The 24,039-nt window shown below is 64.9% G+C and carries 17 protein-coding genes and 1 pseudogene; 11 read left to right on the forward strand and 7 right to left on the reverse strand.

Annotated elements, in window-relative coordinates; translation table 11 throughout:
* From P6U28_RS35950 to P6U28_RS35965, 4 genes are all read right to left on the reverse strand, one after another.
* Positions 1-879: a branched-chain amino acid ABC transporter permease gene (locus P6U28_RS35950; RefSeq protein WP_122405791.1), complete on the reverse strand. Its 879-nt coding sequence runs from the start codon at positions 877-879 to the stop codon at positions 1-3.
* Positions 880-1,111: 232 nt separating this feature from the next.
* A complete protein-coding gene (locus P6U28_RS35955; RefSeq protein WP_122405790.1) occupies positions 1,112-1,825 on the reverse strand; it encodes an ABC transporter ATP-binding protein in 714 nt (237 codons plus the stop codon).
* Positions 1,822-2,619, reverse strand: a complete 798-nt coding sequence (locus P6U28_RS35960) for an ABC transporter ATP-binding protein (RefSeq protein ID WP_122405789.1) — start codon at positions 2,617-2,619, stop codon at positions 1,822-1,824. Before P6U28_RS35960 ends, P6U28_RS35955 begins: the two co-directional genes overlap by 4 nt.
* Positions 2,620-2,685: 66 nt before the next feature.
* A complete protein-coding gene (locus P6U28_RS35965; protein WP_407123144.1) occupies positions 2,686-3,552 on the reverse strand; it encodes an IclR family transcriptional regulator in 867 nt (288 codons plus the stop codon).
* A gap of 130 nt (positions 3,553-3,682) precedes the next feature.
* On the opposite strand from P6U28_RS35965, the gene P6U28_RS35970 reads away from it, so the two are divergent.
* The 6 genes from P6U28_RS35970 (at position 3,683) to P6U28_RS35995 (ending at position 12,280) form a co-directional block, all read left to right on the forward strand.
* A complete protein-coding gene (locus P6U28_RS35970; protein ID WP_407120696.1) occupies positions 3,683-5,779 on the forward strand; it encodes a 3-hydroxyacyl-CoA dehydrogenase NAD-binding domain-containing protein in 2,097 nt (698 codons plus the stop codon).
* A 126-nt stretch (positions 5,780-5,905) separates the two neighbouring features.
* Complete coding sequence (gene pimA, locus P6U28_RS35975) at positions 5,906-7,588, forward strand: dicarboxylate--CoA ligase PimA (RefSeq protein ID WP_407120697.1); 1,683 nt, start codon at positions 5,906-5,908, stop codon at positions 7,586-7,588.
* Positions 7,585-8,772 (forward strand): acetyl-CoA C-acyltransferase, encoded by a 1,188-nt coding sequence (locus P6U28_RS35980; protein WP_129142676.1) that lies wholly within the window; start codon positions 7,585-7,587, stop codon positions 8,770-8,772. The genes pimA and P6U28_RS35980 overlap by 4 nt, the downstream gene beginning before the upstream one ends.
* 134 nt (positions 8,773-8,906) lie before the next feature.
* A complete protein-coding gene (pimC, locus tag P6U28_RS35985; RefSeq protein ID WP_122405785.1) occupies positions 8,907-10,097 on the forward strand; it encodes a pimeloyl-CoA dehydrogenase large subunit in 1,191 nt (396 codons plus the stop codon).
* Between the two features lie 135 nt (positions 10,098-10,232).
* Complete coding sequence (pimD, locus tag P6U28_RS35990) at positions 10,233-11,375, forward strand: pimeloyl-CoA dehydrogenase small subunit (RefSeq protein ID WP_407120698.1); 1,143 nt, start codon at positions 10,233-10,235, stop codon at positions 11,373-11,375.
* Between the two features lie 131 nt (positions 11,376-11,506).
* A complete protein-coding gene (locus P6U28_RS35995) occupies positions 11,507-12,280 on the forward strand; it encodes an SDR family NAD(P)-dependent oxidoreductase (RefSeq protein ID WP_407120699.1) in 774 nt (257 codons plus the stop codon).
* 99 nt (positions 12,281-12,379) lie between these two features.
* Here P6U28_RS35995 and P6U28_RS36000 read toward each other — a convergent pair whose 3' ends face one another.
* Positions 12,380-12,928: an endonuclease domain-containing protein gene (locus P6U28_RS36000; protein ID WP_244607825.1), complete on the reverse strand. Its 549-nt coding sequence runs from the start codon at positions 12,926-12,928 to the stop codon at positions 12,380-12,382.
* On the opposite strand from P6U28_RS36000, the pseudogene P6U28_RS36005 reads away from it, so the two are divergent.
* The 4 genes and pseudogenes from P6U28_RS36005 (at position 12,921) to P6U28_RS36020 (ending at position 17,437) form a co-directional block, all read left to right on the forward strand.
* Positions 12,921-13,996 (forward strand): annotated as a pseudogene (locus P6U28_RS36005) (ISAs1 family transposase). The gene P6U28_RS36000 and the pseudogene P6U28_RS36005 sit on opposite strands and share 8 nt — an antisense overlap.
* 114 nt (positions 13,997-14,110) lie before the next feature.
* Entirely contained in the window at positions 14,111-15,616 is a 1,506-nt protein-coding gene (gene glpK, locus P6U28_RS36010) for a glycerol kinase GlpK (protein ID WP_122405780.1), read from the forward strand.
* A gap of 250 nt (positions 15,617-15,866) precedes the next feature.
* Positions 15,867-16,460: a GNAT family N-acetyltransferase gene (locus P6U28_RS36015; protein ID WP_407120700.1), complete on the forward strand. Its 594-nt coding sequence runs from the start codon at positions 15,867-15,869 to the stop codon at positions 16,458-16,460.
* 347 nt (positions 16,461-16,807) lie between these two features.
* Positions 16,808-17,437 (forward strand): glutathione S-transferase family protein, encoded by a 630-nt coding sequence (locus P6U28_RS36020; protein ID WP_122405778.1) that lies wholly within the window; start codon positions 16,808-16,810, stop codon positions 17,435-17,437.
* Positions 17,438-17,762: 325 nt separating this feature from the next.
* Here the strand turns inward: P6U28_RS36020 and metH are convergent, their stop codons facing one another.
* Both metH and metF read right to left on the reverse strand, forming a co-directional pair.
* Positions 17,763-21,614, reverse strand: coding sequence for a methionine synthase (metH, locus tag P6U28_RS36025; protein ID WP_122405777.1), 3,852 nt, complete (start codon positions 21,612-21,614; stop codon positions 17,763-17,765).
* Positions 21,615-21,620: 6 nt separating this feature from the next.
* Positions 21,621-22,541 (reverse strand): methylenetetrahydrofolate reductase [NAD(P)H], encoded by a 921-nt coding sequence (gene metF, locus P6U28_RS36030; protein ID WP_162500461.1) that lies wholly within the window; start codon positions 22,539-22,541, stop codon positions 21,621-21,623.
* A gap of 397 nt (positions 22,542-22,938) precedes the next feature.
* On the opposite strand from metF, the gene P6U28_RS36035 reads away from it, so the two are divergent.
* A complete protein-coding gene (locus P6U28_RS36035; RefSeq protein ID WP_407120701.1) occupies positions 22,939-23,964 on the forward strand; it encodes an LLM class flavin-dependent oxidoreductase in 1,026 nt (341 codons plus the stop codon).
* Positions 23,965-24,039: the final 75 nt, after the last annotated feature.

Raw genomic sequence — 24,039 nt, forward strand, 5'->3', positions numbered from 1 at the left:
TCAAACTCGCTTGACGATGTGCCGGCCGAACAGGCCAGCGGGTTTGACGACCAGGACGGAAATGATCAGCGCGAGCGCGATCGGAAGTTTCAGCTCGTTGCCGACCCCTGGGATGTAGGTGCCGGCGAGATTCTCGAAGACGCCGACCAGGAAGCCGCCGACCACGGCGCCGAACGGGCTCGACAATCCGCCGAGCACCGCCGCGGCGAAGCCGTAGATCAGGACGCCGCCCATCATGTTCGGCTCGAGGAACACGACGGGAGCGATCAGCATGCCGGCGATCGAGCCGATCGCGGTCGCCATGCCCCAGCCGAGCGCGATCATCCAGCTCGTGTTGATGCCGACGAGGCGGGCCGATTCAGGCACCGAGGCGGCGGCGCGCATGGCGAGGCCGATCCTGGTGTACTGGAAGAAGAAATAGAGGCCGAGCAGCAGCAGTACGGTGACGCCGATCATGCCGGCCTGGTGGGTGGAGATCAGCTGGCTGCCCAGGAACGGCGCGGAGCCGAACGGGGTCGGATATTGCTTGATGGTGAAGTCCCAGATCAGGCCGGCCGAGGAGTTGATGATCGCAAACAGGGCGATGAAGCCGGCGACGTTGGTCAGCACCGGTGCCTTGGCGAGCGGCTTGAACAGGATGCGCTCGATCGCGATGCCGGCGACAAAGGAAAATGCCAGCGTAATGATGAAGGCAGCCCAGTAGGACACGCCCCACTGCATCAACTGCCAGGAGATGAAGGTCGAGAACATCGCCATCTCGCCTTGCGCGAAATTGAGATGGTCGATCGCCTGGTAGATCATGACCACGGCGAGCGCCATGCAGGCATAGATCGCGCCGGTGGCGATGCCGGCCAGGACCTGGTTGGTGAAAAGCTCCATGGACCTCGGGCTCCCCTATAGCGCTGCGAGTTGGGATTGAGCGAGAACGGCGTCGGCGACGACACCTCTTCCCAGCGGGGAGAGGTCGGATTGCGAAGCAATCCGGGTGAGGGGGCGCCGCTCCAACGAGAGACCGTAACCCCTCACCCGATTTGCTTTCGCAAATCGACCTCTCCCTTCGGGAGAGGTGTAGCGAGCGCGCGGATAGATCGATTCCATCGATGCACCCACCTCAATAACCCAGATAGGATTTGCGGATTTCTTCGTTGTTCGCGATGTCCTTGGCCTTGCCCGACATCACGATGCGCCCGGTCTCGATCACATAGGCCTGATCGGCGAGCTCGAGCGCGAGCTGGGCGTTCTGCTCGACCACCAGGATCGACACCTTGTCCTCGCGGTTGATCTTGCCGAGGATGCCGAACAGATCGCGCACCACCAGCGGCGCGAGCCCGAAGGAGGGCTCGTCCAGCAGCATCAGGCGCGGCCGCAGCATCAGCGCCCGAGCGACCGCCAGCATCTGCTGCTCGCCGCCGGACAGCGTGCCGGCCTGCTGGGTGTGGCGCTGCTTCAAGACTGGGAAATGCGCATACATGCGCTCGATGTCGGAGACGATGCCGGCGCTGTCCTTGCGGGTGATCGCCCCGAGCTGGAGGTTCTCCTCCACGGTCATGTTGGTGAAGGTGCCGCGGCCCTGCGGCACATGGGCAATGCCGTACCGCACGATGTTCTCGGTCGAGCGGTTGTTCAGCGGCTTGCCGTCGAACTCGATCGCGCCGGTCGAGCGCACCATGTTGCAGATCGCGCGCAGCGTCGTGGTCTTGCCGGCGCCGTTGGCCCCGAGCAGCGTCGTCAGCGATCCCTCGTTGAGCGAGAAGGACAGGCCATGGAGCGCCTGGACCTGACCGTAATAGGCGCGCAGATCCTTGACGTTGAGCAGTGTCGTCATTGGTCTTTGCTCCCGAGATAGGCCTTGATGACGTGAGGGTCCGCCTGCACCTGGGCGGGGGTGCCTTCCGCGAGCTTCTTGCCGAAATTGAGCGCGACCACGTGGTCGGCGATCGACATCACGAGGCCCATGTGGTGCTCGACCAGCAGCACGGTCATGTGGCGCTCATCGCGGATGCGGCGGATGAGGTCGCCCAGCACATAGACCTCCTCATGATTGAGACCGCCCGCCGGCTCGTCGAGCAGCAGGATCTTCGGGTCGGCGGCCAGCGCGCGCGCCAGCTCGACCCGCTTCTGCGTGCCGAAGGGCAGGCCTGACACCACGGTGTGGGCGACGTCCTCGAGATCGAGATAGGCGAGGATCTCGTGCACCTTCTTGTTGACCTCGGTCTCGCTGCGCCGGACCCAGGCCAGCCTTAAGGAGTCGCTGATGATGTCGCTGGAGGTCTTCGAATGCGCGCCGACGCGGACGTTGTCCATCACCGACAGATTCGGGAACAGCGCCACGTTCTGGAAGGTGCGGCCGATGCCGATCTCGGCGATCCGGTGCGGTGGCCGCGACAGGATGCTCACGCCTTCCATCAGAATGTCGCCGGACGACGGCTGGTAGAGCCGGCTGAGGCAGTTGAACAGCGTGGTCTTGCCGGCGCCGTTGGGCCCGATCAATCCGAGGATCTGGCCCTTGTGCATGTCGAAGGACACACCGTTGAGCGCAACGATGCCGCCGAACACGACGCTGACGTCGCGAACTGCGAGCAGGGGCGATGTCCCCCGCGCGAGCTGTGCCTGCGTCATCTCGTCTCGCTCACGTTCTTCAGTGAGCGATGGGGCGATGCGAACCGCTCCCGGTGACGACAAAGGCTATCTGAACCCCTCGGCCACACGCGCAACTTTTCCTCCTGATTTCAGCTTTTTGCTGATGTCTTTTTTGGAATGCGGCATCAGACCCCCGAGCGCCGCTTCGATGTTCCTTACCATCGCAAGCAGACGCGGTCCAATGTCGTTGATCAAACGCTCTTCCGTGAAACGGAATGCTGGCGCGCCGCAATTGAATGCGTAAGGTCCGGTTCCGTCGTTGAGCTTGAGCGCCACTCCGGCGGCGCCGATGTCGTCGTGCCAGTCTCCGACCGAAATGGCGAAGCCATACTTCGCTATGATCTCGCCGGACCGCTCCAAGCCGTCGCGCATCTTCGGCCAGCGGCTGCCGTAATGTTCGCGCAGAATGCGCGACACTTCAGCGCGACCCTCTTCGTCGAGGGCCCAGTAGTAGGCGCGCCCCATCGCGGTAGTTGCAATCGGCACGCGCGAGCCGACGTCAAGTTGAACACCGACCGTCTCGCTGCCGCGACTTTGCCCGAAATAGATCATGCTGTGACGATCGCGGCCGCCGACGGCGACGGCGCCGCCGGTCGCGCGCATCACTTCCTCGCGGAACGGCTCGGACAAATGCCGAACGCCCAGATTGGCTAATGCCGCATAGCCGAGGGACATCGCTGCAGGGGCGAGCTGGTACTTCTCGAACCGGGGAACCGGCGTCAGATAACCGAGCTTGGTCAACGTGTAGGTCAGCCGCGACACGGTCGGCTTGGGCAGCTTGGTGCGGGCCGCAATCTCCTGATTGCCGAGGAGGCCGTCATTGGGTTGGAACGCGCGCAATACATCCAGTCCGCGGGAAAGCGCGACGACGAAATTCCGATCGGTCGCAGCCTTCTTTCCTGTACGCTTCATCCCTGATCTGCTTCTTGCGCGGAGTCGTTGACAACGTCCGTGCTTCAAAATAACCCTGCCGTCAAGATGCGGAATTAAATTCCGCACCGCGAAATCGAACAAAAGTAAATCCCCACCAAGGAGGGACACCGTGAGCGAAGTGGTCAAGCTTGAGCGTCATGACGAAGTCGGGATCGTCACGGTCAACAGTCCGCCGGTCAATGCGCTGAGTGCCGCAGTCCGCGGTGGTATCCTCGAGTGCATCAAGGCCGCAATCGCCGATCCCGCCATCAAGGGCATCGTGCTGACCTGCGCCGGCCGCACCTTCATCGCCGGTGCCGACATCACCGAGTTCGGCAAGCCGCCGAAGCCGCCCGCCCTCAACGACGTGCTGTCCGAGATCGAGAATTCGCCCAAGCCGGTCGTTGCCGCTATCCACGGCACTGCGCTCGGCGGCGGTCTCGAGGTCGCGCTCGCCTGCCATTTCCGCGTGGCGGTGAAAGAAGCCAAGCTCGGCCTGCCCGAGGTGAAGCTCGGCCTGTTGCCCGGCGCCGGCGGCACCCAGCGCCTGCCGCGCGCGGTCGGCCCCGAGCTCGCCGTCAAGATGATCGTCGGCGGCGACCCGATCGGTGCGGCGGAAGCGCTGAAGAACGGCTTGATCGAGGAGATCGTCGAAGGACCAGCGTCCGGCGGCGAAGCCTTCGTGCGCAAGCTCATCGCCGAGAAGCGTCCGTTGCGCCGGCTGCGCGACGACGATTCCAAGCTCGCGGCCGCCAAGGCCGACCGCTCGATCTTCACGAATGCGGTTGCCGCCATGACCAAGAAGTCGCGCGGCCTGGAGGCGCCGTTCGCGGCCGCCGACGCCGTCGGCTATGCCATCGACCTGCCCTTCGACGAAGGTCTGAAGAAGGAGCGCGAAGGCTTCCTCAAGCTCGTCGCCAGCGATCAGTCCAAGGCGCAGCGCTACGCCTTCTTCGCCGAGCGCGAGGCCAACAAGATCGCGGGCGTCCCTGAAGGCACCAAGCCGCGTCCGGTCAACCGTGTTGCCATTCTCGGCGCCGGCACCATGGGCGGCGGCATCGCGATGTCCTTTGCCAATGCCGGTATTCCGGTCACCCTGATCGAGACCGGCGAGGAGCAGCTCAAGCGCGGCATGGGCGTGATGCAGAAGAACTGGGAAGCGACCGCTGCGCGCGGCGGCATTCCGGCCGATGCGCCCGCCAAGCGCATGGCGCTGATCGACGGCAAGGTCGGCATCGAGAATGTCGGCGATGCCGATCTCGTCATCGAGGCCGTGTTCGAGACCATGGCAGTGAAAAAGGAGGTGTTCGGCAAGCTCGACCAGTACGCCAAGCCCGGCGCCGTGCTCGCCTCCAACACCTCGTACCTGAACATCGACGAGATCGCCAAGTCGACCAAGCGTCCGCAGGACGTGCTCGGCATGCACTTCTTCTCGCCGGCCAACGTCATGAAGCTGTGCGAGATCGTCCGCGCCGACAAGACCGCGCCGGATGCTCTCGTGACGGCCGTCACGATCGCGCGCAAAATTGCAAAGGTGCCGGCCGTTGTCGGCGTCTGCGATGGCTTCGTCGGCAACCGCATGCTGGCGCAGCGCGGCAAGCAGGCCGAGAAGCTCCTGTTCGAGGGCGCCCTGCCGCAGCAGGTCGACGCGGTCGTCACCAAGTTCGGCATGCCGATGGGACCGTTCGCGATGGGCGATCTCGCCGGACTCGACATCGGCTGGCGCTCGCGGAAAGACCGCGGCATCAAGTCGGAGATCGCGGACGCGCTGTGCGAAGCCGGCCGCTTCGGCCAGAAGACCGGCAAGGGCTACTACAAGTACGAAGCCGGCTCCCGCGCGCCGCTGCCCGACGCGGAGGTCGAGAAGCTGATCGACGAGACGCTTCTCCGCCTCGGCCGCAAGAAGCGCGTCGTCAGCGACGAGGAGATCCTCGAGCGCATGATGTACCCGATGATCAACGAGGGCGCGAAGATCCTCGAAGAGGGCATCGCGGCGCGCCCCTCCGATATCGACGTGGTCTGGCTCTACGGCTACGGCTGGCCGATCTATCGCGGCGGCCCGATGTACTGGGCCGACACCGTCGGCCTCAAGCACATCGCCGACCGTCTCGCCTTCTATGCCAAAGAGACCAACGACCCCAGCCTCGAGCCCGCGCCGCTGCTGAAGAGGCTCGCGGCGGAGGGCAAGACGTTCGCCTCGCTCGCGGCGGCGTCGAAGGCGGCGTGATGGCCGCTGCTGCCCCTGCCCGAAGGGCGAACTATGGTGCGCAGCTGCGCACCTGAGAATCCCGAGATTCCGGGTTCGGCTCTTCGAGCCGCCCCGGAATGACGGTCTGCGTGGTTTAGAGAAGCAATGATCCATCCCGGCGAACAGTTTTATCCCGAGGGCGTGCGGTGGGACGACACCATCGTCCAGGGCACGCTGCCCGACCTCTTGTCGAAAGCCGCCGCCGATTACGGCCCGCGCACTGCGATCGAGTTTCGCGACCGGCCCATGACCTACACCGAGCTTGCCGCGATGGTGGATCGCGCCGCCGCGGCGTTCTTGCGGGCCGGCTGCGGCAAGGGCACGTCGGTGGCGTTGTTCCTCGGCAACACGCCCGACCACCCCATCAATTTCTTCGGCGCGCTGAAGGCAGGCAGCCGCGTCGCGCATCTGTCGCCGCTCGATGGTGAGATCGCGCTGACCCACAAGGTCTCCGACTCCGGCTCGCGCGTGCTCGTGACCTCGAATCTCCAGGCGCTGCTGCCGACCGCGCTGAAATTTTTGGAGAAGGGCCTGATCGATCGCCTCGTCGTCTGCGAGGACGATCATTGGGGCAAGGTCGGCACGCCGCAGGCGGCGATTCCCGATGATCCCCGCATCGTCACCTTCAAGACCTTTGTCGAGGGCGCGACCGCACCGGCACAGTGGCCGTCCGTGACGGCCGACGACGTGGCGCTGCTGCAATATACCGGCGGCACCACCGGCCTGCCCAAGGGCGCGATGCTGACCCACGGCAATCTCACCGCGGCGGTGTCGATCTACGACGTCTGGGGCAAGCCGGCGCGCGCCGCCCGCGGCGACGTGATCGAGCGCGTGATCTGCGTGCTGCCGCTGTTCCACATTTACGCGCTCACCGTCGTGCTCTTGTCCTCGCTTCGCCGCGGCAACCTGATCTCGCTGCATCAGCGCTTCGACGTCGAGGCCGTGATGCGCGATATCGAGGTGAAACGCGCGACTTATTTTCCGGGCGTGCCGACGATGTGGATCGCGATCGCCGCGCTCCCCGATCTCGACAAGCGCGACTTCTCCTCGCTTGCCACCATCGGCTCCGGCGGCGCGCCGCTGCCGGTGGAGATCGCGAGCTTCTTCGAGCGCAAGATCGGCAAGAAGCTGCGCAGCGGCTGGGGCATGACCGAGACCTGCTCGCCCGGCACCGGCCACCCGCCCACCGGCCCGGACAAGCCCGGCTCGATCGGCCTGATGCTGCCCGGCATCGAGCTCGACGTCGTCGCGCTCGACGATCCCAAACGCGTGCTGCCGCCGGGCGAAGTCGGCGAGATCCGCATCAAGGGCCCGAACGTCACCAAGGGCTACTGGAACAAGCCGGAGGGATCCGCTGAGGCCTTCGTCGACGGCCGCTTCCTCACCGGCGACATCGGCTATGTCGACACCGACGGCTATTTCTTCCTGGTCGATCGCAAGAAGGACATGATCATCTCCGGCGGCTTCAACGTCTATCCGCAGATGATCGAGCAGGCGATCTACACCATTCCGGGCGTGCACGAGGTGATCGTGCTCGGCATTCCCGACCAGTATCGCGGCGAGGCCGCGAAGGCCTTCATCAAGCTCAAGGCGGACGCAAAGCCGTTCTCGCTGGACGAATTGCGCGCGCAGCTCGCCGGCAAGCTCGGCAAGCACGAACTGCCGGCCGCGGTCGAGTTCGTCGACGATCTGCCGCGCACGCCGGTCGGAAAATTGTCGCGCCACGAATTGCGCCAGCAGCAGAAACCGTCACAATCCACCAAAACCGCATCAGGAGGTCGTTCTTGACCGACGCCGTCATCGTTTCCACTGCCCGCACCCCGATCGGCAAGGCCTATCGCGGCGCGCTCAACGCCACCGAGGGCGCAACCCTGCTCGGCCACGCCATCGGCGAAGCCGTCGCCCGCGCAAAAGTCGACCCGAAGGAGATCGAGGACGTCGTGATGGGCGCAGCCCTCCAGCAGGGCGCGACCGGCGGCAACATCGCGCGCAAGGCGCTGCTCCGCGCCGGTCTGCCCGTCACCGTGGCCGGCACCACCATCGACCGGCAATGCGCCTCGGGCCTGCAGGCCATCGCGCTCGCCGCGCGTTCGGTGATCTTCGACGGCGTCGAGATCGCGGTCGGCGGCGGTGGCGAGTCGATCTCGCTCGTGCAGAACGACAAGATGAACGGCTTCCACGCCCAGGATCCGGCGCTGCTCAAGATCAAGGGCGAGGTCTACATGCCCATGATCGACACCGCCGAGGTCGTCGCCAAGCGCTACGGCATCTCGCGCGAACGCCAGGACGAATATTCGCTGGAGAGCCAGCGCCGCACCGCTGCGGCCCAGCAGGGCGGCAAGTTCAAGGAGGAGATCGCGCCGATCACGACGCAGATGGCGGTCACCGACAAGGCAACCGGCGCCGTGTCGATGAAGGAGGTCACGCTGTCGCAGGACGAAGGCCCGCGCCCCGAGACCACGATCGAGGGCCTCGCCGGCCTCAAACCGGTGCGCGGCGAGGGCTTCACCATCACCGCCGGCAATGCCAGCCAGCTCTCCGACGGCGCCAGCGCCTCCGTCATCATGAGCGACAAGGAAGCCGCCAAGCGCGGCCTTGCGCCGCTCGGCATCTTCCGCGGCTTCGTCTCCGCCGGTTGCGAGCCGGACGAGATGGGCATCGGCCCGGTCTTCGCCGTGCCGCGCCTTTTGAAGCGCCACGGTCTCACCGTCGACGACATCGGCCTCTGGGAGCTCAACGAAGCCTTCGCGGTGCAGGTGCTGTATTGCCGCGACAAGCTCGGCATCGATCCCGACAAGATCAACGTCAATGGCGGCGCGATCTCGGTCGGCCATCCCTACGGCATGTCGGGCGCGCGCCTCACCGGCCACGCTTTGATCGAAGGCCGCCGCCGCAAGGCCAAATATGCGGTCGTCACCATGTGCGTCGGTGGCGGCATGGGCGCTGCCGGGCTGTTCGAGGTGCTGCAGTAACGGGCCCCGTCGTTCCCGGGCATTCGCGGCACGCGAATGAACCCGGAACCTCGAGCCAAAATTTCGAGATTTGCGGGTTCGCGCTTCGCGCGCCCGGAATGACGAATAGGGAATAACGTTCACAGGAGGATCCGATGGATCTCGCATTCACGAAAGAAGAGCAGGCGTTTCGCGAGGAAGTGCGGCAGTTCTTCCGCGACAACGTGCCGCCGGATACGCGGCGCAAGCTGGTCGAGGGCCGGCATCTCACCAAGGACGAGATGGTGACGTGGTGGCGCATCCTCAACAAGAAAGGCTGGGGCGTCAGCCACTGGCCCAAGGAATATGGCGGCACCGGGTGGACCGCCGTGCAGCACTACATCTTCAACGAGGAGCTTCAGGCGCATCCCGCGCCGCAGCCGCTCGCCTTCGGCGTCAGCATGGTCGGCCCCGTCATCTACACCTTCGGCAACGAGGAGCAGAAGAAGAAGTATCTGCCGCGCATCGCCAATGTCGACGACTGGTGGTGCCAGGGCTTTTCGGAGCCCGGCTCCGGCTCCGACCTCGCTTCGCTGAAGACGAAAGCCGAGCGCAAGGGCGACAAGTGGATCATCAACGGCCAGAAGACCTGGACCACGCTGGCCCAGCACGCCGACATGATCTTCTGCCTCTGCCGCACCGACCCCTCCGCGAAGAAGCAGATGGGCATCTCCTTCATCGTGTTCTCGATGAAGTCGAAGGGCGTCACCGTGCGTCCGATCCAGACTATCGACGGCGGCCATGAGGTCAACGAGGTGTTCTTCGACGACGTGGAAGTCCCGATCGAGAACCTGATCGGCGAGGAGAACAAGGGCTGGGACTACGCCAAGTTCCTGCTCGGCAACGAGCGCACCGGCATCGCGCGGGTCGGCGTCTCCAAGGAGCGCATCCGCCGCATCAAGGATCTCGCCTCCAAGGTCGAATCCGGCGGCAAGCCGATCATCCAGGACCCGGCCTTCCGCGAGAAGCTGTCGGCCTGCGAGATCGAGCTGAAGGCGCTCGAGCTGACGCAGCTGCGCGTCGTCGCCGACGAAGGCAAGCACGGCAAGGGCAAGCCCAATCCGGCCTCGTCCGTGCTGAAGATCAAGGGCTCCGAGATCCAGCAGACCACCACCGAGCTCTTGATGGAAGTAATCGGCCCGTTCGCCGCGCCTTACGACGTGCACGGCGACGACGGCTCGAACGAAGCCATGGACTGGACCGCCCAGATCGCGCCGAGCTACTTCAACAATCGCAAGGTCTCGATCTACGGCGGCTCCAACGAGATCCAGCGCAACATCATCGCCAAGGCGGTGCTGGGGCTGTGATTGCAACTCGTCGCCATGCACTCGACGTCATGGCCGGGCTTGACCCGGCCATCCACGCCTAGCGGCACGGAGAAACGTGGATGCCCGGCACAAGGCCGGGCATGACGACATCAGATACCGGGAGAGTAGAGAAACATGGATTTTGATTTGAACGAGGAGCAGCGGCTTCTCAAGGAAAGCATCGACGGCCTCTTGACCGATTCCTACGATTTCGAGAGCCGCAAGAAGTACATGGCGGAGAAGGGCGGCTGGAGCAAGACCGTCTGGCTCAAGCTCGCCGAGCAGGGCCTGCTCGGCCTACCCTTCAGCGAGGCCGACGGCGGCTTTGGCGGCGGCGGCGTCGAGACCATGATCGTGATGGAGGCGCTCGGCAAGGCGCTGGTGCTGGAGCCGTATCTCGCCACGGTCGTGATCGGCGGCGGCTTCCTGCGCCATGCCGGCACCGATGCGCAGAGGGCCGCGCACGTGCCCGGGATCATCGACGGCAGCAAGACGCTGGCCTTCGCGCAGCTCGAGAAGAACTCGCGCTACGATCTGTTCGACGTCACCACGACCGCGAAGAAGAAGGGCGATGGCTGGATCATCGACGGCGAAAAATTCGTCGTGCTCAATGGCGAGAATGCCGACACGCTTGTCATCACCGCCCGCACCAGGGGTGACCGCCGCGACAAGACCGGCATCGGCGTGTTCCTGGTCCCGGCGAATGCCAAGGGCGTCGCCAGGAAGGGCTATCCGACGCAGGACGGCCTGCACGCCGCCGACATCACCTTCACCGGTGTCGAGGTCGGCCCGGATGCCGTGCTCGGCAACCCCGAGGATTCGCTCGCACTGATCGAGCGCGTGGTCGATGACGCCCGCGTCGCACTCTGTGCCGAGGCGGTCGGCCTGATGGATGAATCGCTCAAGACCACCGTCGAGTACATCAAGACCAGAAAACAGTTCGGCGTCGCGATCGGCTCGTTCCAGTCGCTCCAGCACCGCGCCTCCGACATGTTCGTCGCCGCCGAGCAGGCACGCTCGATGTCGATGTTCGCGACCATGGCGAACGATTTCGAGAGCGCCAAGGAGCGGTCCAACGCGATCGCCGCGGCCAAGGTGCAGATCGGCAAGTCCGCCAAATTCGTCGGCCAGCAGTCGATCCAGCTCCACGGCGGCATCGGCATGACCATGGAGGCGAAGATCGGCCACTACTTCAAGCGCCTCACCATGATCGAGAACACGTTCGGCGACACCGACTACCACCAGCGCCGCGTCGCGGACGCGGGCGGGTTGATCTGAGTATCACCACCGTCACGTCACTGCGAGCGAAGCGAAGCAATCCAGGATCTTTCCGTTGAGGCAGTCTGGATTGCTTCGTCGCAAGAGCTCCTCGCAATGACGGAGGCCGTTGAAGCATCGAGGCAACGACAATGAAAAACACCCCGTTCGATCTCACCGGCAAAGTCGCGGTGGTCACCGGCTCCAGCCGCGGCATCGGCCGCTGCTCTGCTGAACTCCTGGCGAAGCTCGGCGCCAAGGTCGTGGTTTCCTCGCGCAAGCTTGAGCCCTGCAAGGAGGTCGCCGACGGCATCATTGCTGCCGGCGGCGATGCCCTCGTCATCCCCTGCAACATCGCGCGCAAGAACGAGGTCGAGGCGCTGATTGCAGGCGCGACCAGGCATTACGGAAAGATCGATATCCTCGTCTGCAACGCCGCGGTGAATCCCTATTACGGCCCGCTGCTCGACATCACCGATGAAGCCTTCGACAAGATCATGGGAAGCAACGTCAAGAGCAACATCTGGCTCTCCGCGCTGGCGATCCCGCAAATGGCCGAGCGCGGAGGCGGCTCCGTGATCATCATCTCCTCGATCGGGGGCTTGCGCGGCTCGACCGTGATCGGCGCCTACGGCATCTCCAAAGCCGCGGACTTCGCACTGTGCCGTTCGCTCGCCGGCGAATGGGGCCCGAAAGGCGTCCGCGTCAACTGCATCGCGCCCGGCCTCGTCAAGACCGATTTCGCCCGCGCCCTCTGGGAAGACGAAGCCAACCTGAAGCGCCGCACCGCCACCACGCCGCTCCGCCGCATCGGCGAACCCCACGAAATTGCCGGCGCCGTCGCCTATCTCGCCTCCGACGCCTCGAGCTTCATGACCGGGCAGGCCATCGTCATCGACGGCGGAGTGACGACGGCGGCGGTGTAGGGTTTGACCACTTGCAATTGTATTGAACTGGCGCTTCACTTCACCCTCCCCTGGAGGGGACCCCTCCAGGGGAGGGTAAGAGAAGGGCCGCGCGAGCCGCTACGTTCGGCGGTGCTTCAAGGGTGTCGTCTCTGCCTCGCGCGATCCGTACAGCTCGACATAGATGCATTCGAGAACGGCGGTCAGATCACTCGTGATCTCCGAATTCCAGAATCGGATGACTCGATAGCCTTCGTTCTCAAGCCAGCGTTGACGTTCGAAGTCGCGTGCGGCCGTATCGTCTTCATTGTGGTGGCCGCCATCGAGCTCGATGATGAGGCGCTTGGCTGGACAGAAGAAGTCGACAATGTAAGGACCAATTGGAGCTTGGCGGCGGAAGTGTGAGCCTTGGAGCGGGAGCTCCTTCAGCGCACGCCATAACATCCGCTCGTGCGGCGTGGTGTTGGCTCTCAGCTTCTTCGCGGCCGCGCGTCGGATTGATGTTGACACCATTGCTGTGGCTTCACCCCACCCCGCTCGCGCTAGGCGCGAGCGACCCTCCCCCTCCAGGTAGGGGAATCGCATATGGTGCTGGCAGGGTGTTGCCAAGCGGTTGGAACTGGATTCTTTGGGTGTCTCTCGATTCCAGAGGGAGACCTGAATGCGCAAGCTCAAGCGCCTGTTTCGACCGCTCAAGGACCCGCGCGCCAGCAACACCCGACATGATCTTGTGGAGATCCTCGTCATCGCCTTGGCGGCGACGCTGGCTGGCGCCAAGACCTGCACCGAGTTCGAGTTCTTTGGCCAAGGCCGCGAGGAGCTGTTGCGGCGCTTCCTGGAGCTCAGGCACGGCATCCCAAGCCACGATACGTTCAGCAATGTCTTCCGTGCTCTGGACCCGAAGGGGCTTGAAGCGGTTCTGCGCAAGTTCAGCAAGAGCTTCGGCATCAAGGGGGTGGTCAGCATCGACGGCAAGGCGCTGCGCGGGGCCTACACGCGGGGCCGGCAGGCCACGCCGCTGCATATGGTCAATGTCTGGGCCGCAGGCACTCGCATGGCATTGGCCCAGAGAAAGGCTCCCAACCGCAACGAGGTTGCCGGGGCTCGCGAAGTCCTCGCGCTGCTCGATCTGGACGGGGCTCTTGTCACCGCCGACGCCTTGCATTGCCGGCCCGATACCGCGCAGGCCATCCTCGATCGGAAGGGGCACTACGTGTTGGCCATCAAGAGCAACCGTGGCCGGCTCTTCAAGGCCGCCAAGACGTTGGTCGATACAGCCCGAAAGCCCGCGCGAGCGAGTCAACGAAGAGCCACTGCCCACGGTCGCGCCGAGCGCCGGCAGGCCATCGTCGCGCCGGCTCCTCAGTTGGCGAAGCAATACGACTTCCCCGCTATCGCCGCAGTCGGTCGCATCGACAGCTGGCGCGCAAACTCTGGCAAGACCGCCCGGTCCGATACTTCCTCGCCTCGCGCCTGCTGTCGGCCAAAAAGCTGCTCGAGGTCGTGCGTGCTCACTGGAGCATCGAGAACAACCTGCACTGGGTCCTCGACGTCCTGTTCGACGAGGATGCCTGCCGCAGCCGCAAGGATCACGCCGCCGAAAATCTCGCCCTCATCCGCAAGCTGGCCATCAATACCCTGCAGGCAACGCCCGGTCCTGCCCGCATCAGCCACAAAATGCTCCAAGCCAGATGGAATAATGACTTCCTTCTCTCCGCCCTCGCCCATATGCGATAGCCCTACCCCTCCAGGGGAGGGTAAGCGAGACCTACCTTGACCTTGCCGTCCTAATCCGCTCCCTTTGGCGCGACACAACGACTCCTCTCTGGGAAAACGCCAAGGTTAACTTCCATGTCTTTCGTCCTCGCCATCGACCAGGGCACCACCTCTTCGCGCGCGATCGTGTTTCGCGGCGATATTTCCATTGCAGCGAAGGCGCAAGCCGAGTTTCCGCAGCATTTCCCGGCCTCGGGCTGGGTCGAGCACGAGCCGGAGGACATCTGGACCTCGACCGTGATGGTCTGCCGCGAGGCCATCGAGCACGCCGGCATCAGCGCGAAAGACATCGCCGCGATCGGCATCACCAACCAGCGCGAGACCACCGTGGTGTGGGATCGTGCCACGGGCCAAGCCGTGCACCGAGCCATCGTCTGGCAAGACCGCCGCACCGCCGACATCTGCGCCAAGCTCAAGGCCGACGGCCATGAGCCCGTGATCTCTGAGAAGACTGGCCTGATCATCGATCCCTACTTCTCCGGCACCAAGGTCGCCTGGATCCTCGACCACGTCCCCGGCGCACGGGCACGCGCCGCGCGCGGTGAGCTGATGTTCGGCACCGTCGATTGCTACCTGCTCTGGCGCCTCACCGGCGGCAAGGTGCACGCCACCGACGCCACCAATGCTTCGCGCACGCTGCTGTTCAACATCCATACCGGCCAGTGGGACGACGAGCTCCTGGAGATCATCGGCGTGCCGCGCTCTATGCTGCCCGAGGTGAAGGATTCCTCCGCCCGCTTCGGCGAGAGCACCCCGGATTTGTTCGGCGGACCGATCGCAATTGCCGGCATTGCCGGCGACCAGCAGGCCGCAACTATCGGCCAGGCCTGTTTCCGCCCGGGCATGATGAAATCCACTTACGGCACGGGCTGTTTTGCCTTGCTCAACACCGGCACCACGCCGGTCGCCTCCAAGAACAAGCTGCTCACCACCGTCGCCTATCAGCTCGAGGGAAAACGCACCTACGCGCTCGAAGGCTCGATCTTCGTCGCCGGCTCCGCCGTGCAATGGCTGCGCGACGGCCTCGGCATCATCAAGCACGCCGCCGAGACCGGACCTCTCGCCGATCAGTCGGACTCCATGCAGAGCGTCTATCTCGTCCCCGCATTCGTCGGCATGGGCGCGCCCTATTGGAATCCGCGCGTGCGCGGCGCGCTGTTCGGCCTCACCCGCAACACCGGCCCTGCCGAGCTCGCCCACGCCGCGCTGGAGAGTGTTTGTTACCAGACCTTCGACCTCTGGGCCGCGATGCGCGCGGACTGGCCGAGCTCGGAAACCGCCAGCGTCGTGCTGCGCGTCGACGGCGGCATGACCGCCTCCGACTGGACCATGCAGCGCCTCGCCGATCTCCTGGACGCGCCGGTCGATCGCCCCGTGATCCAGGAGACCACGGCGCTGGGCGCCGCCTACCTCGCCGGCCTCAATGCGGACGTCTATCCCGAGCCGACCAAATTCGCCGACAACTGGCGCCTCGAACACCGCTTCAAGCCGAACATGAGCGAGGCGACGCGGCAGCGGAAGCTCGCGGGATGGGCGAGGGCGGTGAAGGGCGTGCTGGCGAGCGATGAGGGGGAGGGGTAGGCGTAGACACAGCCTCGCAGCTCGATGCCGCGAGGCGCGCGCAACTGCCTTCACGTCGTCATTGCGAGGAGCTCTTGCGACGAAGCAATCCAGACTGCCTCCTCGCAAAAGATTCTGGGTTGCTTCGCGGAGCCTGTCGTCGGGCCGCGCTATGCGCGGACCCGTTGGCTCGCAATGACGGAGTGCGGCGCTGCTGTCTTTCCTCAAAAGACACCGCCCGCTAGCCCATTACGAAGGGAAGCAACGAACCATGATCCTCCCCGACGGATATTCCGACGTGCCCGCCGGCAAGATCGCCGCCGTCGTGACCCATCTGGAGATGACCGCACCTCCCGCGCGCCGCGACGATCCGCCCGGCGCATGGAGCTTGCGCAAGGTCGAAGCTTCGCCGCTTCCCTGGTACCGCGATCTCCACCGCCGCGTCGGCGAGGACTGGCTGTGGTTCTCGCGCGCACGCATGACCGACATGGAGCTCGCCGCAATCATCCACGCGCCGGGCATCGAGGTCTATGCCTTGGCCGTCGACGGCCGCGATGAAGGCCTGCTCGAACTGGACTTCCGCGAGCCCGGCCAATGCGAGCTGGTCTATTTCGGCGTCACCGCCCCCTTGATCGGCACTGGCGCCGCACGCTTCCTGATGAACCGCGCGCTGGAGCTTGCCTGGTCACGCGACCTCCGCCGCGTCTGGGTCCACACCTGCACGCTCGATCATCCCTCCGCGCTCGCGTTCTACCAACGGTCCGGCTTTCGCCCCTTCCGCCGCCAGATCGAGATCGCCGACGACCCACGCCTCGACGGCACCGCGCCGCGGACGGCGGCGAAGCATGTGCCGATCATCGAGTAGAGCCCCGGCCGCCTCCTCCTCCGTCATTGCTGTCGATGTTCAATAATTCGCTGATTGGATCGCGGTGGTCTTGGTAGCGGCGAGCACATGCGGGTGCTGACCGCTGCGAAGCTGGTGCGAGCCAAACGGATCAAGCAGTGGACGATGTATAGGCGCAACGAGACCGCGATCGCTCCGATCAAGCGCGCGATCCAGGACGGCCTATGAGCGTGGAGCGCATGAGGCCGTCGCCGCGTCATTGCGGCCGGCGCAATGCTCCATTTCCGATATATTTGTTGCGCCGCATCGACCTGGTCGTGGAGACTGGCCGGCCCTGCCTTGTCCAATGATCGAGAAGAGCGAGAACCATGTTCCTGATCGGCCAATATGATTCCCCCTTCGTCCGCCGCGTCGCGATCGCGCTGCGGCTTTACGGGCTCGCCTTCGAGCACAGACCGTGGTCGACCTTCGGCGATGCCGACAGGATCGCGCCCTACAATCCGCTGCGCCGCGTGCCGACCCTGGTGCTCGACGACGGCGAGGCGCTGATCGAAAGCATGATCATCCTCGATTATCTCGACGATCTCGTCGGACCCGAGAAGGCGATGCTGCCGCGCGGCAGCACCGATCGCCGCAAGCATTTGCGCATCTGCGCGCTCGCCTCCGGTCTCGGCGACAAGGCGGTCAGCCTGCTCTACGAGCGCGTGCTGCGGAAGGAGCAGCTCGCGCTGTGGGTCGAGCGTTGCCAGGCGCAGATCGCGGACGTGCTTGCCGTGCTCGAAGCCGAGCGCGCCAAGGTGACGACGCCGTACTGGCTGGGGATGCGCATCGGCCATGCCGACATCGCGGTCGCCTGCGTCGTCCGCTTCACCCGCGAGGCACACCCGCAGCTGTTCGAGCCTGCGCGGTACCCGGCGCTCGCGGCACATAGCGAGCGTTGCGAGGCACTGGCCCCGTTCAAGGAGATCGTGCAGCCATTGGCGCCGCCGAAGGGCTGAGGCGGGCTCGTGTCCCGCTCTGCGGCGCAGCGTGCAACGCTGCGCCGGGACCCAGGCGGCACGCGTCGCTGGAGACGTGGGACCGCGGCTCTGCAGCGCATCGCTTCGCGCTGCGCAGCGTCCGGGGCACGAGACCGAGAGCAGGGTGAGGGGCGCTCCCATCCGCCGGAGTGCGAAGGCCGGCACTGCAGCTGATGATGGAATATTACCCCTGTTTTGCCCGACGTCGCAACCCGTTTTCGGCAAGACCGAAATTGCGCAACCTTTTCAACCCCATCGCTACTGTGCATGGGGTTGTTTTCTCATTTTTTGTTTTTAGGCGCGCTTATCCGGCCCCCGCGCGCTTCTTCTGCCAGACGAGGTGCACCGCGCAGGTGCAGCCCGGCGGATGCGAGGCGAGGTCTTTCGGCATCTCGTCGTTCGCCGGCTTGGCCGGGAAGGCCTTGTCTGTTCCCTCCTGCGACGGGATGTAGTTCAGCACCGGCGCGAGCCAGCGCTCGGCTTCCGCGACGCTCATGCCCTTGCGTGCCGCGTAGTCCTCGACCTGATCGCGCTCGATCTTGCCGACGCCGAAATAATAGCTCGCAGGGCTGGCGAAATAGAGCCCGGACACGGACGAGCCCGGCCACATCGCAAAGCTCTCGGTCAGCTTCACGCCGGCGGTGGCTTCCGCATCGAGCAGCGCGAACAGCGTTGACTTCTCGGTGTGATCGGGCTGGGCGGGATAGCCGGGCGCGGGGCGGATGCCCTGATACTTTTCGAGGATCAGTTCCTCGTTGGTGAGCGCCTCGTTCGGCGCATAGGCCCAGAACTCGCGGCGCACGCGGGCATGCATGCGCTCGGCAAAGGCTTCGGCGAGGCGGTCGGCCAGCGCCTTGCACAGGATCGAGGAATAATCGTCATTCGCGCTTCTGAAGCGGTCGGCGACCGCATCCTCGCCGATCCCGGCGGTGACGACGAAGCCGCCGATATAGTCGGGAACGCCGGCGGGCGCGATGAAGTCGGCGAGCGCCGCATTGAAGCGGCCCTCGCGCTTCTCGAGCTGCTGGCGCAGCGTGTGCAGCGTCGCGATGCTCTTGGTCCGGCTTTCATCGGCATAAAGCACGATGTCGTCGCCTTGCGCATTCGCCGGCCAGAAGCCGATCGTGGCGCGGGCCCGGAACCATTTCTCCTTGACGATGGTGTCGAGCATCTTGCGCGCATCGTCGTAGAGCGAGCGCGCGACCTCGCCGACCTTGGCGTCATCGAGGATGGCGGGGAAGCGTCCCGCGAGCTCCCAGGTCTGGAAGAACGGCGTCCAGTCGATGTAGGGCACGAGCTCGGCGAGGTCGTATTCGTCGAAGCTGCGGGTGCCGAGGAAGGTCGGCTTCACCGGCTTGTTCGCGACGAAGTCGACCGGCACGCGGTTGGCACGGGCGTCGCTGAGCTTCAGGCGCTTCTTGTCGGCCTGCGCGCGCAGATGCGCCTCCGAGATCTTGGCGTATTCGGCCCGCACTTCGGCGGCATAGGTCTCGCGCTTCTCCGGCGAGAGCAGCGCAGAGGCGACGCCGACCGCGCGGCTGGCGTCGTTGACGTGGACGACGGGACCGGCGCGATAGCTCGGATCGATCTTGACAGCCGTATGCACGCGGCTCGTCGTGGCGCCGCCGATCAACAGCGGCAGCTTCAAGCCTTCGCGCTGCAACTCGCCGGCGAAGAACGCCATCTCGTCGAGCGAGGGCGTGATCAGGCCTGACAGCCCGACGATGTCGGCCTTCTCCGCCTTCACGGTCTCGACGATCTTCGCCGCCGGCACCATCACGCCGAGATCGATGACCTCGAAATTGTTGCACTGGAGCACGATGCCGACGATGTTCTTGCCGATGTCGTGGACGTCGCCCTTGACGGTCGCGAGCACGATCTTGCCGGCCGACGAGGAGCCTTCGGTGCCGATGCCGCTGGCGAGGTTGCGCGCCTTTTCTTCCTCCATGAACGGCATGAGATAAGCGACGGCCTGCTTCATCACGCGCGCGGACTTCACCACCTGCGGCAGGAACATCTTGCCGTCGCCGAAGAGGTCGCCGACCACGTTCATGCCGGCCATCAGCGGTCCCTCGATGACATCGAGCGGGCGCGAGGAATTCTTGCGGGCCTCCTCGGTGTCCTGCTCGATGAATTCGGTGATGCCGTGCACCAGTGAATGCGACAGGCGCTTCTCCACCGGCCATTCGCGCCAGGCGAGATCGGCTTCCTTGGTTTCCGACTTCTTGCCGCGGAATTTCTCCGCGAGCGCCAGCAGACGCTCGGAGGCGCCGGGATCGCGGTTGAGGACGACGTCCTCGCAAGTCTGCCGCAGCTCCGGATCGATATCGTCATAGACGATCATCTGCCCGGCATTGACGATGCCCATGTCCATGCCGGCCTTGATGGCGTGATACAGGAACACCGAGTGCATGGCCTCGCGCACCGGCTCGTTGCCGCGGAACGAGAAGGACAAATTGGAGACGCCGCCCGAGACATGCGCGCCCGGCAGGTTCTGGCGGATCCAGCGCGTCGCCTCGATGAAGTCGACGCCGTAATTGTTGTGCTCCTCGATGCCGGTCGCGATCGCAAAAATGTTCGGATCGAAGATGATGTCCTCAGGCGGGAAGCCGACCTTGTTCACCAGGATGTCGTAGGCGCGCTTGCAGATCTCGGTCTTGCGCGCGAACGTGTCGGCCTGGCCGACCTCGTCGAATGCCATCACCACGACGGCCGCGCCGTGGCGGCGGGCGATCCTCGCCTCGTGGATGAACTTCTCCTCGCCTTCCTTCATCGAGATCGAGTTGACGACCGGCTTGCCCTGCACGCATTTCAGGCCGGCCTCGATCACGGAGAATTTCGAGGAATCGATCATGATCGGCACGCGCGCGATGTCCGGCTCGGCCGCGACGAGATTGAGGAAGGTCACCATGGCGGCTTCGGAGTCGAGCAGCCCTTCGTCCATGTTGACGTCGATGACTACCGCGCCGTTCTCGACCTGATCGCGCGCGACCTGGAGCGCGGCGGCGTAGTCCCCGGCGGTGATCAGCTTGCGGAAGCGCGCCGACCCCGTGACGTTGGTGCGCTCGCCGACATTGACGAAGGGGATCGCGTCCGTCAGCACGAACGGCTCGAGCCCGGAGAGCCGCAGGCGCGGCGCGATCTCGGGCACGATGCGAGGCTTGTGCGGGGCCACCGCGGCGGCGATCGCGGCGATATGGTCCGGCGTGGTGCCGCAGCAGCCGCCGACGATGTTGACGAGGCCATCGCGCGCGAACTCGCCGATCAGCCGCGCCATGTATTCGGGCGTCTCGTCATACTGGCCGAACTCGTTGGGCAGGCCGGCATTGGGATAGGCACACACGAGCGTATCGGCGACGCGGCCGATATCGGCGATGTGCGCGCGCAGGTCTTCGGCGCCCAGCGCGCAGTTGAAGCCGATGGTGATGGGCCTGGCGTGCCGCACCGAATTCCAGAACGCTTCCGGCATCTGCCCCGACAGCAGCCGGCCGGACTTGTCGGTGATGGTGCCCGACACCATCACGGGCATGTCGATGCCGAGCCCTTCGGTGATCTCGGCGATCGCATAGAGCGCCGCCTTGGCGTTGAGCGTGTCGAAGATGGTCTCGACCAGCAGGAGGTCGACGCCGCCGTCGATCAGGCCGCGGATCTGCTCGCCGTAGGATTTGCGCAAATCGTCGAAGGTGACGGCGCGGTAGCCCGGATTGGACACGTCGGGCGAGATCGAGGCGGTGCGGTTGGTGGGGCCGATGGCACCTGCAACGAAGCGCGGCTTGCCGTCCTCGGCCTCGACGCGGCGGGCAGCATTGCCGGCGAGGCGGGCGCCTTCGCGCGCCATCTCATAGACAATGTCGGTGAGGTCATAATCGGCCTGCGCGATCGAGGTCGTCGAGAAGGTGTTGGTCGCGACGATGTCGGCGCCGGCACGCAAATAGGCGGCGTGGATGTCCTCGATCGCCTGCGGCTGGGTCAGGATCAACAGATCGTTGTTGCCGCGAAGGTCGCGATGGAAATTCTTGAAGCGCTCGCCGCGGAAGGCGGCCTCGTCGAGCTGCAGATTCTGGATCATCGTGCCCATGGCGCCGTCGAGCACGAGGATGCGCTCGCGTGCGGCGTTCAGCAGGGCAGTTCGCTTGGCGGAAACGGGTAAGGTCATTTTCTCTTACGCTGCCTTCTGGGCGGTCTTGGCACGGATGCCGAGCAAATGGCTGATCGCGAACACGAGATCGGCGCGGTTCATGGTGTAGAAGTGGAAGGTATCGACACCGTGCTTGGCGAGCTTCTGCACCTGGCCGGCGACGACGGTCGCCGCCACCAGCTTGCGGGTCTCGGCGTCGTCATCGAGGCCCTCGAACTTCGCGGCGAGCCAGTCGGGCACGGTGGTGCCGTTCCGGGTGACGAAATTGCGCGCCTGCTTGAAATTGTGCATGGGCATGATGCCCGGCACGACCGGAATGTTGATCCCGCGCGCGCGGACGCGGTCGAGATAGCGGAAGTAAAAGTCGTTATCGAAGAACACCTGGGTGATCGCGCGCGTTGCGCCGGCGTCGACCTTGGCCTTCAGCGTGTCGATATCGGCATCGAAGTCGCGCGCCTCGGGGTGCTTCTCGGGATAGGCGGATACCGACACCTCGATATCGCCGTGCCGCTTCTTGATTCCCGCGACGAGGTCGGCCGAGCTCTGATAGCCGTCGGGATGGCTGGAATAGGGTGTTCCGATGCCGCCGACGGGGTCACCGCGCAAGGCCACGATGTGACGCACGCCGACCTCGTGATAGCGGTCGACGATCGCGTCGATCTCGCCGCGCGAGGCGCCGACGCAGGTCAGGTGCGCCGCCGGCAGCAGCGCGGTTTCTTTGAGGATGCGCGCAATGGTCGAATGGGTCCGCTCGCGGGTCGAGCCGCCGGCGCCGTAGGTCACCGAGACGAATTTCGGCTCGAGCGGGGCGAGCCGCTTGATGGTCTCCCAGAGATTGCGCTCCATCTCCTCGGTCTTGGGCGGAAAGAACTCGAAGGAAATCGCAGGCCGCTTCAGGTGCCCGTCTTGCCCATTGGCTTGGCCAGGCGTCGTCGCGTCAGTCATGGCACCACTCACTCCAGGGTCTCGCTCAGCCACAGCGGCCAGCAGCGGCATCCAGCTCGGGGAGGCCTAAGATAGGGCAAAGTCCGTTGGATCGACAGCCCATCAGGGATGGGAAGTGGCCCACTTGGGCCAGGAATTGACGAATTATTGAACGTTGATCGATCTGAGTGGGAAGTCGGCGCAAAAAATATTTCTATTACAAATCAGTGCATTGGCTGGGGTCTGATCGACGTTAAGCGCCTCTCTCCTACGTGGGCGGCGCCAGCATTGCGTCATTGTAGCTGTCTCAATCCCACCCTTCCGCTCGGTCGGGCGTGACGAGCGCTCCGCTGGCACGCATCTGACCTGCGGAGCTGGCCCATTGCCGCTGCGCGGACGTCCATTACCTTAAGCCGCCATGATCCCGCTCTCAGTCCTCGACCTCTCCGTGGTCACCACCGGCACCAAGCCTGCCGCGGCGCTGCGCAACAGCATCGACCTGGCGCGCCACGTCGATGGGCTCGGCTATGTCCGCTACTGGCTCGCCGAGCATCACAACCTCGCGTCCGTCGCGAGCCCCGCGCCCGATGTGATGATCGGGCAGATCGCGGCGGTGACGAAGCACATCCGGGTCGGCTCCGGCGGCGTGATGCTGCCCGACCACGCGCCGCTGGTCGTGGCCGAGCGCTTCAAGATGCTGGAGGCGCTGTTTCCCGGCCGGATCGATCTCGGTCTCGGCCGTGCGCCGGGCACCGATGGCGCCACAGCCTACGCGCTCAGGAGCCGGCTCGACCGTCGCGAGGGCGACGATTTCCTGGAGCGGCTGCACGAGCTGATCCTGTGGGAGACCCGCGAATTCCCCGCTGGGCACCCCTACAACAGCGTCGTTGCGATGCCCGACGATACCAGGCTGCCGCCGATCTGGCTGCTTGGCTCCAGCGATTATTCCTCGGAATTGGTCGCCCAGGTCGGCATGGGCTTCGCCTTTGCCCATCATTTCGCCTCCCACGACGCAATCGATGCGATGGTACATTACCGCAACCGTTTCCAGCCCTCAGCCTGGCGCGCGGCGCCGCATGCGATCCTCGCGGTTGCTCTCATCGCGGCCGATACGGACGAGGAGGCCGAAAGGCTCGCCTCTTCCTTCGACCTCAACCGCCTTCGCCGTGACCGTGGTCAATATCTGCCGCTGCCGAGCGTCGAGGAGGCGATGGCCTATCCGTATACGGACGCCGAGCGCACCTCGATCCTGCGCAACCGCTCGCGCCTGTTCGTCGGCAGCCCCGCGACGGTGCAGAAGAAGCTGCAGCCGCTGATCTACGCGAGCAAGCCGGACGAACTGATGGTGATCACCGCAGTGTACGACCACGAGGCGCGAAAGAAATCTTATTCGCTGCTGGCGGAGGCGTTCGGGCTTGGTAGGACAAGTGGCTTAAGCGATTGATCGTCATTCCGGGCGATGCGAAGCATCGAGCCCGGAATCTCGAGGTTCCCAGGTGCGCAAGTGCGCACCATAGTT

Origin of the sequence: Bradyrhizobium sp. STM 3561, from assembly GCF_045571455.1 — a bacterium.
In the GTDB taxonomy this organism is placed as follows: domain Bacteria; phylum Pseudomonadota; class Alphaproteobacteria; order Rhizobiales; family Xanthobacteraceae; genus Bradyrhizobium; species Bradyrhizobium vignae.